An 11646-nucleotide genomic window follows, 5' to 3' on the forward strand; every position below is an offset into this window, starting at 1 on the left:
GGTGGAACTAGTTGTCGCCGGGGGTGAAGACGGCGCGGACGGACGGCGCGCACTTGGGGCACGCGAAGAGAGTCTGCCCGGGGCCACTGGCGGCTTCCTGGGCGCCCACGGCGACGACGTTGGTGCCGTTGTCGGCGCAGAGGCAGCAGACGTGCACGGGGGACTTGGCGGGGGTCGACGGGTCGGTCATCGGGACACCGCCCCGACGAGCTCCCGGGCGTCGTTGGTGGCGTCGTCGAGGTAGTGGAGCGGGTCGGGGAGGTTGAGGGTGGCGGCGAATGCGCACGCCCGCCGGGCCGCCACGAGACTCGGCTGCCCCTTCCTCTCCTGGGCCCGCACGACGCGACGGTTCAGTTCGGCCCGCTGGATCTTGACCCACTGCGGCCACGCCTCCCGGACACGCGCCCGGCGCTGCGCCTCCTTCTCATTCTCGGGAAGGGCCTCCCAAAGTTCGAGGTAGGGCGGGATGAGTCGGGTCGGGGGTAGGGGGATGGTGAGGGCGAGGAGGTGTGCCGGGACGGGTTGGTTCCGCGAGCAGTCAGCCCAGGCCGGGGCGGGCGGAGTGGTGTGGGCCGGGGCGGCGCCGGGGGCGCGGCGTCGGCCGGTGGGCGCGAGCAGGAGCCGGCACGCCCGGAGAAGGGCGGCCAGGATAAGGTGGCGCATGGCGAAGATCAGCTCCCAATTAGCTGGTTCGATGCCTGCCCCTGGCAACTGTGTCCGCAGTTGCCAGGGGTTTTGTTGTTTGTACTGAGCGTAGTCCAACACGTACAAGATATCCATACGTTCAACACGTGCAATTGGAGGCTTCTGGGCGGGGTTGACTACGCTCACCCCATGTCCGCCCAGAGCCGCCAGGTCCCGCCATACATGAAGATCGTCAACGCGCTGTCCCGTGACATTGAGGGGGGAGTGTTGAAGGTCGGCGACCCTGTACCGCCGGAGTCGGCGCTGATGGGGAGGTTCGACGTTTCACGGGGGACGGCCCGTAGGGCGATCGGGGTGCTACGGGAGTGGGGGCTGATCGAAACCACGTGGGGGCGCGGTTCCCGAGTGATCGCCGTGGGCCGTACCGACCAGGCCACCGGGGACGAGTAGACCCCACCCGCCCGGACTTTCAGACGGGTGGAGCCGATCCCCGCGCAGCGGGGGTCATTGTCGCGAGTTGATCACGATCTCGGCCTAGGGCCGATTCCCGCTCTGCGGGGCCGAGGGGCGCGGGGCGCGCTAGCGGGTCGTAATCGCTTGAAACCCCCGCGCCCGCCGCTCACTGTAGCTCGATCGGGCACACCCGGAGCCCGAGGTAGGCCCCGACCAGGCGACGGGGCTGTCTCACGCGGCTTATGCCTTCCGGTAGTCGCGCCACAGCCGGGCGGCAGAGACCATCCGGGCCGTCCACGGGTCGGGGTCTTGCCCGCCGATCTCATCCCAGACGTTGGCGTTGGCAGCTGCGAACGCGCTGATCCCGTTAGCAGGAGCATCGCGCCATCCGGGCACGCGGGCGGCCCACTGTTCGGCCGACGCCGGTTCGTGCCCGCCGGACCCGATCAGCCAGACCACCCAATACCCGGCATCCAGCCAAGGGGCGCCCTGCGTGGCCCAGGCCCAGTCAACAAGCTGGGCTCGCTGGTCGTTCACGAGAACGTTCGTGTTGTTCCAGTCGGTGTGAAGCAGCGCGTTCCCGGCGAGGTAAGCGAGATCTTCGGGGCGGTCGACGTACCTCTCTAGCCGCTGCTCCGCGCGCCGCAGCTCGATCGGCGGACAGGGGATTTCCCCCAGGCGACGCAGCACATCGACCACCTTCGCCAGGTCGGGTGAGCTGGGACGGTAGTTGGCGTGGTGCCCGTCGACCGCTTCGAAGACCAGCAGGTCCCACCCATCGGATTCGACACGGGCGACCAAGGCGGGTGCGATCCCTCGCACGTACGGGTTCACCTCCGCCTCTCGTGCCTGAGTCCACACCCGTCGGTGGTCTGCCCGAAGCCCCTTCACATAGTAGTCGCCAGTCGGCGACGTCAGGCGGGCAGCGATCGAGCTGTTGAAGCCCTCAACCTCCGACTCCACTTTCAGGACCGGGCCAGTGTGCGCTTCAACGGCCCTGCGCGCCGTAACAGGCAGGTCCGCGTACGGAATTCGGGTCGTGGTCACAGTCGTCCGTTCGTCTCTCGTGACAGGCCCCGGGCGGGCCACAGGCTGAAACGCTGGGAGCCCGCCCAGGGACACGTCACGCTAGTACCGGGTTACCGGTACGGGTTGTCGTCGTTGCACCCGGGCAGCGCGTCGGCGCCGAAAGCCTCGGCGTCGTCGATGAACGACAGCTCGTCGTTCTCCTCGGTGCGGGTGGTGGTCAACTCGACCATGACAGCGGTCATGCTGCATTCTCCTTCTGTCCGTGTTGGCAGTAATTCCTGAGTGGTGCCTTCGCCTCCTGGTAGCGCTTGGCCAGCGGCCGGCAAACCGAGCAGTTCGCGGCGAGCTGGCAGCCGGAGCAGCCACCGGTGCGAAGCATCAGGCCGTCGGCGATCACGCCGAGGCGAGCGAGCCCTTGGGCTCCTTCGGATGTCAGGTCAACCTGTTCGTCGCGGGCGACCTTGCAGATCGAGGCCCGACCGTGCGGGTCCACGTGCAGGAAGGTGTGGCCCGCGTTGCAGCCCTCGAACCTGCCAAGCGGCTTGAGGTGCGCCGGGGACTGCGACTTGAGCGTTTCGCCCCCGCCGTAGATGGTCGGCGACATGTGGGTGTACTCGATATAGGGCACCCCGAGGTCGTCCGCCATGCCGCGCATGCGGTCCTGCTCATGGGCGGTCTGCGCGGTAATGATCAGCGACAGGCGCAGCGGTACCCCGGCAGCAACCGCAGCAGCCAGACCGGCTGTGGCTCGCTTGAACGCCCCCCGGGTGCGCGTGAAGCCGTCGTACGTCTCTTCCGTGGCGCCGTACAGGGACACAGCGACTCGGTACGGCCTGACGGACGTCAGCACGTCCAGAACCTCGGGTCGCGCGAGTCGCGACCCGTTCGTCTGCACCTCGATCATCATCCCGAGGTCGTGGGCAAGCTGCGCGGCACCAGCGAAATGGGGGTCGATCAGGGGCTCGCCCCCGGTCATCTGGAGCCAGAGGACGCCAGCGTCCCGCAAGGTCCGCAACATGCTGTGCTTCCCCGCCTCGTCCAAGCCGGCGAACGGCCGCTCGCCCAGGAAGCAGTGATCACAGCTGAAGTTGCACCCGAGGTTGAGTTCCCAGCTTCCCCGGCTGTGACCGAACAGCGAGGGTCGCCTGATCAGCACAGCCTCGCCGACCGGTCGCACCGGCAAGCCGGTTCCCCATCGGGCCTTGGCGGCGTCCAGGAGCCACGGAGGACAGGCCTCGCCACGGGTACTGGCGAGTTCCAGTTCACGGAACCGCCGTTCCGGCAACTTGATCGCCTCCAGGCGACCAGGCAGCAGTACGACGTGGGAGCCAAGAAACGGGGCTGCGATCAGATCGTGCACGGTTCCTCCGGTGGTCTCGTGGCGCTCGTTCGGGGCGCCAGTTCATCGGACTGGGGCGAGAGGGTACGGACGTGGGAGCCCGTCCCCTGCACGGGAGAGGAGGATGAAGCGCGCAGGGAACGGGGGTTGGGCCCGCCCCGGCTCGGCGACTTGGACGGACGGACGGCCGGGGCGGGGGTCTGTGGGGTGGCGGGCCTTGCTGGGTACTCAACCTGGTAGCCGAGCTACCCGCTGCCGGGGTCGACTGCGGGGGCGCACTGCGGGTAGTTCGAGAGGAAGCGGTCGAGGTCGCGCTGCGCCAGCCGTTCACCCCGTCGGGGCGACGCGAGCAGCCACCGAGCCCGGCGGTACTGCCCGATCAGCCACTTACGCGACCGGAACACCGCCGTACCGACGTGGCCACGGAGCAGCGCACCGAGGGTTACGGGCGGGATGGGGTCCGTGAGCATCCGCGCCCACATCTCCGGGGTGCCGTTCTCCAACATCCACCGGGCGAGGTTTGCCGCCGCGATTTGCGAGGTGTACGACTTCCTGCGCTTCACGGGGACGGCCTCTCTCGGTCGGTCGGGGGGAGTCGCCAGAACGGGCGGCGCGGACGGCTCCGGGCGTGCCGGCCTCGGGTGCGTACGGGGGCGTCCCGCTGCGCCGCGAACTGGAAAGTCTGCGTGGCGAGTTGGGACACACATTCGCCGCATGCGGTCATCGGGGCGGTCACCCCGCCGGGGGCAGTCACGGCGCCGATCCAGACCACCGGCACGCCGTCCCGCATGCAGTACAGCCAGCAGTGGCCAACTACCCAGTCGTTCGCGTCGCCGGCCTGAGCCGGCAGTGGGCGTTCATCCGGGGAGAGCACCCGGATCGACGTGGCGACGAGGTCGACGGTCACAGCGGTTCGACCTCGGGCACCATCACCATCTGGACATCCGCCACCAGGCGGTACGTTCGGTGGTCGGGGTGCGTCCATCGGTGGCGCCGGGCCCATTCGACAAACGCGGCCATGTCGCCGGAACCGGAGTCGAGACCGCAGACCGTCCCGTTCTCCGCCTCCGAGACGCAGACCACCACGTACTCGTCGAGGCCGTCGGGGTCGGGCTGGATCTTCCACACGCCGTAGCGTGTAGCCGTCCCGGAGTTCACGCGGCGTCCTTCGAGCCGCGCGGGGCGCTCGGGACGATGTGGACCACGATCGCGCCGTCCAGCGGGACGATGTTGGCGGGGGCCGTCGTCCATTCGGTGCCTCCCGAGGGCGGCCTCAGGTAGGCCTCTCCGCTGCGCGTCTCCATGTAGACGACGGGCTGACCGGTCTTCGTGTCCTTGACCAGTTCGCCGGGCGTGGGGCGGTAGGGCGGTTTGGCGGGGGGCGTGGGGGTGCGTTTGCGCGTCAAAGCGTCGCTCCGTTCCGTAGCGCGATGACTACCGGGGGCGCCAACTGTCCTCTAGGCTCCGGGGTTGTTCAACTTGTCCCACGGCGTCAGATTGGTAGGACGAATAGCCTTGAACAAGCGGGAACTTGACCCCAAAGCATCCCCTGCGGCCGAGTTCGGAGCACTGCTGCGCGCATCACGCGAGCAGCGAGGGTGGACGCAAGAACACCTTGCCGAGCTGGTGGGCTGCACATCGTCGTACATCTCGGCCCTCGAACATGGTCGAAGGAAACCAAGTCAACAGATTGCAACAGCACTTGACAGGGCGTTTGGTTCCGGAGAGCAGTTCCTCAGGGAGTGGAGCACGTCCGGCCAGCGTGTTCTGTTCGAGGGCTTTGATGAGTACCTGCGCAGTGAGGCAAAGGCGGTGGCTCTGCGGTTGTTCGAGATCAACATCATCCCGAGCCTGCTCCAGACTCCTGAGTACGTCCACGCCTACCAGGCGGCACCAGTACTACGAGGGGTCGCAACTCAGGAGCAGGCCGACGAACGAACCGAGCTACTCTTCCGCAGGCAACGGGCCCTTACTCAAGATCCGGCGCCGCTTGTTCAGGTGGTCATAGACGAAGGTGCGCTACGGCGACCGATCGGGGGCCGCGACGTCATGGTGGCGCAACTCCAGCACCTAGAAGCACTTGCTGCTCGGCCTCGCTTCCTGGTCCAGGTAAGTCCGTTCTCAACAGGTGAGAGTCGGCCGTTCGCTCATCCAATTACGTTGCTGACCATGCCGAACAGGACCATCGTTGGCTACAGCGAGACGGAGCGACGGGGCTTCCTTGAGCGTGATCCCAAGACGCTGGCGGACTGGACCAGTGAGTACGATCACCTCCAGGTCGAGGCGTTGTCCCGGGCAGCGAGCATCGAGTTCATTCGAGAAGTGCGGAAGGGTTTTGAGCATGGATGATCTACGCAATGCCACGTGGTACAAGAGCAGCTACAGTGCCCAGGCAGGACAGTGTGTCGAGGTGTCGGACAGCGTGCCCGGCGCCGTTCCCGTCCGTGACTCCAAGGACCCCGAGGGCCCCGCGCTGGCCTTCCCGGCCGATGCCTGGTCGTCGTTCGTTGCCGCCGTCCGGTCCGGCGAGTTCGGCGACGTCTGACGCACGCGCGCGCTGCTCCGAGGCCCCGCCACCTCTTCTTCCCGGAGTGGCGGGGCCTTTGCGTGCCTACGCGGCGAGGGCCATCAGCGCGGCCGGGAGCTTGCGTGTCGCCCCGGACGGAGCGGTGAAGACCAGGCTGGACGGGTACGGTTCCCCCGGGTATCGGTCGACGAGGTACACGCCGACGGCGACGTCGGACCGCTTGCCCGGGACCGTCCGGGCCTGAACGCCGTACCGCTCCGCGATGCCGGCCTGGACGAGGACCTGGCCGAGTCGGATGGCCAGCTCCCATGCCTCCGCGGCTGTGCCGCGAACCGCGATGTACGTGTGCCGCTTCCTCATGCCATCCGCCCCTCGTACGCCGCGTGCTCTCCGGCGGTCCAGCAGAGGGCGGGACGCCAGAGGCCGGTCTCGATCGACCGGTGCCACTCGGCTAGGCCGAGGAGGATGCCGCCGGGGATGTCGTGGTGGGCCGTGACTCTGTAGGCCGTCGTGCTCCGGCGCGGGATCAGTCGTCCCGCCATGGCCCCTGTCTGCTCTATGACCTTCACCAGTTCCCCCCAACTCTCAACGAACAATGCCCGCCCGGCGGCCCCGGGGCCGATTTTCGGACACGCGTGCCAGACGATCTGACCGGACGAGTTGTTCGTGGAGACCTCGACATCCATGCGTACGGTGACGTTCTGCGGCATGAGCATTGACCCTATGTAGTAGTACCGGTTCGAACAAGTGTTTTTGGTAACTTTTCGTGGCCGGAAAACTACACGCGTGTAGATATTCTGAGCGGCTGGAAACCACCCGCGAACATGTCAATAAGATGTGTGTACCGGCCCTCACTTTGCTGAGCCTTAGATCGCGGTTGACCCCCATGTGATGTATGACGTTCGGGGCGCCAGAAGGTTGCACGCGAACGCAAAGGACCCCCCGCCGTGAGGCAGGGGGTCCTTATGGGGTGTTTACTTGCTGGCCATCCGGCGCATCCGATCGGCGGTGGCGCCGGTGACACGGACGTATTCGGTGTCGGGGTGGAAGCCCTCGTGGTCGCCGCCGTCGAGCAGGACCCAGACCACCGCCATCGGCGTTCCTGCCTGCTCAGCTACGCACTCCGTGACCGTGGACAGTCGGCCATCTGCCGTCCGCACGATGTCGCCCCCCTCCAAGTCAAGCGCCGTGGCGGGGGCTGAGTTTGCGTCGAAGAAGGCTATAAGGCTTTCGATGGTTCGCATTTTGTGCTCCTCTCGCCGGGGCGTTGATCGCCCCGCGAGGCCAGCTAAGCGCACCTCCAACACCAGACTCCAGGGCAGGAGTTGCTCCAATTTTCCCAGTGCTGGCGGGTACTCAACTTAGTACCCGGGGAGGAGAGTCTGCCTCAGTCCGGAGAGGGCGGACCGGCTACCGCGAGCGTGCGGTAAGCCGCGATGGCCTGTTGGGGAACAACTCCGTTACCGATGACTGTTAGCGCCTTCCCGCGCGGGAGGCCGAGGCCGGTCACATGCCCTTCGGCAAGGCCCATCATCCATTCCGCAAACACGGGGCTAAGCCGGCGCCCACCCCTGGGGCCTACCTCAGTTGGGCACGGGGCTTCTCTTCCGACCAGGTTCTCCCACCGTCGGATTGCGGGCCCGTAATCGACTCCGTCGGTGGAGATCCACCGGGGGGACAATCGGATCGCCTGGCCGGGGAGGAAGTAATATCCCTGCGAATCCCGCTGGTTCGGGCTCCCCTTGGGCCCGTCCGAGGCCTTGGGGGTCGGCAGGAGTCTCAGGGGTTCTCGGGCGGGAAGAGGAACACGACCTCGTCCTCCAGGTTGGGGCCGTGCCCGCCCGCCCGTCTTTTGGCCGGCGGTTGCGGCGCGCCGTTCGAACCCAAATTGGACGTTGGCGTCTTCAGTAGCGGGATGCGCGATGGCGAACCACCGGTCCCGGCCGTGGGGCGCGCCGACGGTGGGGTCGCCAGCACGTAGGCACGTCCACCGCATGTCGTACCCGATCGAGGCCAGGTCGCCGGCGACACGGTCGAGGCCCCGGGTTCGGAGGGCGGAGACGTTCTCCAGGTAGAGGATGCGGGGTCGTAGTACGCGAACGGCCGTGACGACGTCGGCCCAGATTCGCGAGCGGTCACCGTTGATCCCCTCCCTTCGTCCGGCGTGGCTGATGTTCTGGCAGGGGAATCCCGCCGTGATGGCGTCGACCTTCCCGCGGAGCGGGGACCAGTCGATGGTGCGGATATCCCCGAGGTTCGGGGCGGCGGGGAAGCGGGCGGCCAGGACGGCGGAGGCGTGCGGGTCGATCTCCGCCACGAAGGCGACGCGGCCCCCGGTCAGCCGTTCCACGGCGATGCCGAGGCCGCCATACCCGGCGCAGAGCTCAAGAATGCGCACGGCGCGGCCCCCTCATGAGGAGCGCGGCGAGGTCAACTACGCCGAGACGGCGCGCAGTCGCACACCGGTTGGGGATGAGGCCACCGGGAGGGATGCGGACGGTCGCGGTGGTTTCCCCGGTGGCGTTGTGGAGCTGGACGTCGTGGGCGCCGCTGGAAAGGCGCCGGACGGTGATCACATGGCCGTCGTCGGTGGTGAACTCCCGCATCACGCCGCCTCGGTGGCGCCGGCGAGGTACAGCTCCGCGAAGCGCTTGCGGCCGAGGTACCGGCCCTGCCGGACCTGTCGCTCGGTGACGCCCATGTCGGCGGCGAGGTCTTCGTCCGGGACCTCCGGGCCGTACAGGGGCACGGGGGCGATGCCGAAGTCGGCGCGCAGGACGTGGCCCTGCATCGGGCCCATCTTGTTGAGCGTGGTGTGGACGGCGTCCCGGATCACGTGCCGGCGGTGCCGTTCCACGTCGGCCTGTTCGACGAGGTCGGCGGGGACGTCGGTGGTGTCCGCGACGACGTCGCCGAGGGTCGTGCCGTCGACTCCGGCCGGGGCGTCGAGGTATCGGAGGCCCTGCCATGCCATTCGGGCCGCCCACGCGGACTCCGGGCTGAGGCGCCGGAAGCCGGTGGGTGGGTCGATGCAGAATCGCTCCGCCTCGTAGGGGTCGCCGCCGCACATACCGAGTGCGGTCTCGAAGTCCTTCGACGCCTGGCGGCTCGCACCCTGCCGCGTCATCTCGCGCCGCTTGTCGGCCAGGGCGCCGGAGATGGTGCGGTCGGCGAAGGCGAAGAACTGGGAGACCTCGTCGCCCTCGAACCGCTCGATCGCCCGCCAGAGTGCCATCCTCCCGTCCTGGGCGAGGTCTTCGGCGAGGTCGCGATCGAGACGGCCGCCGGTGGAGGCGTAGTGGTTCGCGTGCCATTGGACGCGGTGGTCCATGGCGGCGAGGACGGCGGTGATATCGCCGAGGTTGTTGTTCCGGGCACCCGCTATCTGTTCCGGGGTGAGGCTGAGCTGCATTCGTTCGCTCCCGATCGCTTGTTCCGCGATCTCCGGGGAGAGCGCGGGTAGAGCGGACGGAACGAGGGCGCGCAAATGCCGATCAGCGGCCCGGAATTGGGCTTGCGCTGCCCCGTTCCAGGACAGGCGCAGACGGGCTGATCAGGCGCCGTGTTGCGTGCACCTAGCCATTCACGAGGGCGCGACGAATCGATCGGAAATGCCGGTGTTAATGAGCGTTAATGGGCGATATGCCGGAGATGGTGTGGCCCGGCCGTAACCCGGGTCTCCTACCTGAGGATGAGAGTGGGAGGGAATGCCGGAGTGCCCGTTATCGGGCCGTGACGGACGGGCCGGTACCAGGTTGAGTACCGGCCCGTCGCGGTGGTCGCCTACGTGGTGGCGTCGTACAGGGAGCCCCAACTCCGTCCGCCGACCTTGGACTTTGCCTCCATCGGCACGCCGTAGACCTCGAATGACATGCACCGCTCGATCTCGCGGGCGATCTCCTGGGCCTGGTCGGCGGGCACGCTGGAAAGGACCTCGTCGTGGATCGGGAGGCGTGCGTACTGAAGGAGGCCTGCCGCCTCGATGTTCAGCAGGCCCTGTCCCAGAACCTCCCGGGCCGTGCTCTGTGTCATGTAGTTCGTGGCGGCGTACGAACGATCGCGTGAGAGGGGGATGCGTCGGCCGATGGGGGTGGTGAGCCACATTCCGTTCGCGAATGCCTCTGCCTGCCATTTCCGCGCCGCCCAGGCGATTTCGGGGAACTCGGCGTTGTAAGCGGCGATGGCCCGTGCCACATCCTCGACCGGGGCGCCGGATTGACGGGCGATCGTTTCCTTTCCGCCGCCGTAGATTTTCCCCAGTCCGATCTTTTTGGCCAGGGTCCTTTGACGGGGCGTGAAGTGGGGGCCGAACACCAAAGCGGCGGTGTGGTCGTGGAGGTCCCGGCCGGCGGCGATGGCGGCCTTCATCCCGGACACGTCCGCAATCGCGGCGAGGGTCCGCATGTCGACCGCGGAGAGGTCGGTGGACACCATCACGTGCCCGGGCTCGCCGAGGAAACAACTGCGGACCTCGCTGTCCCCGGCGGGGACGCCGTGAAGCGGGGGCTTCTCCAGGCCCATGCGGCCGGTGATCGCTTCCAGAGGTTTGATCACCGGGTGGATGCGCCCGTCCGCCCCGACGTGGTCGAGGAACGCGGACACGAACGACGTGCGCCAGGCGCCGGCGCGACGGGCCCGCAGGACGGCGTAGGCCAGGGGGTTGGGGGTGCGGGCGTTGAGCCGCTCCCAGTTGTCGTCGAGGTCGGCGAGCGGGAGTAGGACGGTCTTGTCGAGGCGGAACGCACCTGACTGGGTCCGCTCCGTCAGCCGTTCGCCCATCGCGGCGAGGGCGGTGGCGATCTGAGCGGAGGAGTTGACGCTGGCCACTCCGTAGCGGGCGGCCTGGCTGGTGAACTCCTCTACCTGGTCCGCGAGTTTGGCGTCGAGGCGTCGGGTGTAGTCGACATCGAGGATCAGGCCGGTACGGGCCATGATCGCGCACATCCGGGCGAGCTGGTGTTCATAGTCGCCCAGGGCCTGGCGGACCCCGAGGCGGTTCAACTCGGCGGCAAGCTTCGGCTCCAGGCGTGAGGCCAGAACCACGTCGAGGCCGGCGCAGAGGTTGAAGAGCCGGTTTCCGAGGGGGATGTTTGCCCACCCGGTCTCGGGGGTGAAGCCGAGTCGCCGGAACTCCTCTTGGAGACCAGCCTCGGTGTCCGGCGCGGTGGGGTCGACCCAGCGGGCGGACAGGGCTTTCAACTTCCCACCGACCCCGTCGTCGTCCTTCGACCGGCGGGGGTCGATGAGCTTGGCCATGACCAGCGTGTCGCGGGTGCGGGGGGCGAGGTGTTCGATCCGGATGTCAGCGTGCCGGTCGAGGACCTGCCAGTCGTACATGCCGTGGTGGATGACGAAGCGGCGGCAGTACGTGAGGACGGCACGGGCGAACTGCTGGAACTCCCCGCCGCGTTCCCAGTGGATGACCCAGGCCGTGTGCGGGTCGCCGAACTGAACGGTCCGCAGCCGGAATCCGGCGGAGTACGGGCGGCGCCCTGTCGTCTTGGTGTTGACGGCGATGGCGCCGCGCCGGTCGGCCTCCTGTGCCCAGGCGTAGAACGCGTCGAGGTCCGCCGGGGTCTGCGGCACGTTGACGGTGACCGTGTCCCCGGCTATGGAATGCCGGTAGGTGAGAATGGGAGCCCCCGAATAGGAG

Annotated in this window: 17 protein-coding genes; 3 read left to right on the forward strand and 14 right to left on the reverse strand. The window is 67.8% G+C overall.

The features are described 5' to 3' along the window. Window positions 1-7: 7 nt before the first annotated feature. Both AB0P03_RS09810 and AB0P03_RS09815 read right to left on the reverse strand, forming a co-directional pair. Window positions 8-190 carry a hypothetical protein gene (locus tag AB0P03_RS09810; protein ID WP_363628266.1) on the reverse strand — a complete coding sequence of 61 codons (183 nt, stop codon included), beginning with the start codon at window positions 188-190 and terminating at the stop codon, window positions 8-10. Then, entirely contained in the window at window positions 187-663 is a 477-nt protein-coding gene (locus tag AB0P03_RS09815) for a hypothetical protein (protein WP_363628268.1), read from the reverse strand. Before AB0P03_RS09815 ends, AB0P03_RS09810 begins: the two co-directional genes overlap by 4 nt. Before the next feature lie 171 nt (window positions 664-834). Here AB0P03_RS09815 and AB0P03_RS09820 point away from each other — a divergent pair, with 171 nt between their 5' ends. Further along, window positions 835-1095 (forward strand): GntR family transcriptional regulator, encoded by a 261-nt coding sequence (locus AB0P03_RS09820; RefSeq protein WP_363628269.1) that lies wholly within the window; start codon window positions 835-837, stop codon window positions 1093-1095. A gap of 243 nt (window positions 1096-1338) precedes the next feature. On the opposite strand, the gene AB0P03_RS09825 is transcribed toward AB0P03_RS09820, so the two are convergent. The 6 genes from AB0P03_RS09825 to AB0P03_RS09850 form a co-directional block, all read right to left on the reverse strand. Beyond that, window positions 1339-2145, reverse strand: a complete 807-nt coding sequence (locus tag AB0P03_RS09825) for an aminoglycoside phosphotransferase (RefSeq protein WP_363628271.1) — start codon at window positions 2143-2145, stop codon at window positions 1339-1341. A gap of 92 nt (window positions 2146-2237) precedes the next feature. Beyond that, a complete protein-coding gene (locus tag AB0P03_RS09830) occupies window positions 2238-2369 on the reverse strand; it encodes a hypothetical protein (RefSeq protein ID WP_363628273.1) in 132 nt (43 codons plus the stop codon). After that, window positions 2366-3487, reverse strand: coding sequence for a radical SAM protein (locus AB0P03_RS09835; protein ID WP_363628275.1), 1122 nt, complete (start codon window positions 3485-3487; stop codon window positions 2366-2368). Before AB0P03_RS09835 ends, AB0P03_RS09830 begins: the two co-directional genes overlap by 4 nt. Window positions 3488-3711: 224 nt before the next feature. Then, the gene (locus tag AB0P03_RS09840) at window positions 3712-4029 is read right to left on the reverse strand and encodes a hypothetical protein (RefSeq protein ID WP_363628276.1); all 318 of its coding nucleotides are present in this window, start codon (window positions 4027-4029) and stop codon (window positions 3712-3714) included. A 340-nt stretch (window positions 4030-4369) separates the two neighbouring features. Then, entirely contained in the window at window positions 4370-4624 is a 255-nt protein-coding gene (locus AB0P03_RS09845; protein ID WP_363628278.1) for a hypothetical protein, read from the reverse strand. Next, window positions 4621-4872 (reverse strand): hypothetical protein, encoded by a 252-nt coding sequence (locus AB0P03_RS09850; protein ID WP_363628280.1) that lies wholly within the window; start codon window positions 4870-4872, stop codon window positions 4621-4623. The genes AB0P03_RS09845 and AB0P03_RS09850 overlap by 4 nt, the downstream gene beginning before the upstream one ends. A 109-nt stretch (window positions 4873-4981) precedes the next feature. Here AB0P03_RS09850 and AB0P03_RS09855 point away from each other — a divergent pair, with 109 nt between their 5' ends. Next, window positions 4982-5815 carry a helix-turn-helix transcriptional regulator gene (locus tag AB0P03_RS09855; protein ID WP_363628282.1) on the forward strand — a complete coding sequence of 278 codons (834 nt, stop codon included), beginning with the start codon at window positions 4982-4984 and terminating at the stop codon, window positions 5813-5815. Next, the gene (locus AB0P03_RS09860; RefSeq protein ID WP_363628284.1) at window positions 5808-6011 is read left to right on the forward strand and encodes a DUF397 domain-containing protein; all 204 of its coding nucleotides are present in this window, start codon (window positions 5808-5810) and stop codon (window positions 6009-6011) included. Before AB0P03_RS09855 ends, AB0P03_RS09860 begins: the two co-directional genes overlap by 8 nt. Window positions 6012-6077: 66 nt before the next feature. Here the strand turns inward: AB0P03_RS09860 and AB0P03_RS09865 are convergent, their stop codons facing one another. The 6 genes from AB0P03_RS09865 to AB0P03_RS09890 all read right to left on the reverse strand — a co-directional run bounded on the left by AB0P03_RS09865 (window position 6078) and on the right by AB0P03_RS09890 (window position 11579). Beyond that, window positions 6078-6353, reverse strand: coding sequence for a hypothetical protein (locus AB0P03_RS09865; RefSeq protein WP_363628286.1), 276 nt, complete (start codon window positions 6351-6353; stop codon window positions 6078-6080). Then, a complete protein-coding gene (locus AB0P03_RS09870) occupies window positions 6350-6703 on the reverse strand; it encodes a hypothetical protein (RefSeq protein WP_363628287.1) in 354 nt (117 codons plus the stop codon). The genes AB0P03_RS09865 and AB0P03_RS09870 overlap by 4 nt, the downstream gene beginning before the upstream one ends. 264 nt (window positions 6704-6967) lie before the next feature. After that, entirely contained in the window at window positions 6968-7237 is a 270-nt protein-coding gene (locus AB0P03_RS09875) for a hypothetical protein (RefSeq protein ID WP_363628289.1), read from the reverse strand. Between the two features lie 143 nt (window positions 7238-7380). Continuing rightward, window positions 7381-8391 carry a DNA cytosine methyltransferase gene (locus tag AB0P03_RS09880; RefSeq protein WP_363628291.1) on the reverse strand — a complete coding sequence of 337 codons (1011 nt, stop codon included), beginning with the start codon at window positions 8389-8391 and terminating at the stop codon, window positions 7381-7383. A 207-nt stretch (window positions 8392-8598) separates the two neighbouring features. Then, on the reverse strand, window positions 8599-9405 hold the full coding sequence (locus AB0P03_RS09885) for a sigma-70 family RNA polymerase sigma factor (protein WP_363628292.1): 807 nt from the start codon (window positions 9403-9405) through the stop codon (window positions 8599-8601). Between the two features lie 371 nt (window positions 9406-9776). Beyond that, window positions 9777-11579: a DNA polymerase gene (locus AB0P03_RS09890; RefSeq protein WP_363628294.1), complete on the reverse strand. Its 1803-nt coding sequence runs from the start codon at window positions 11577-11579 to the stop codon at window positions 9777-9779. Window positions 11580-11646: the final 67 nt, after the last annotated feature.

This window comes from Kitasatospora sp. NPDC088779 (genome assembly GCF_040685395.1).
Lineage (GTDB): Bacteria > Actinomycetota > Actinomycetes > Streptomycetales > Streptomycetaceae > Kitasatospora.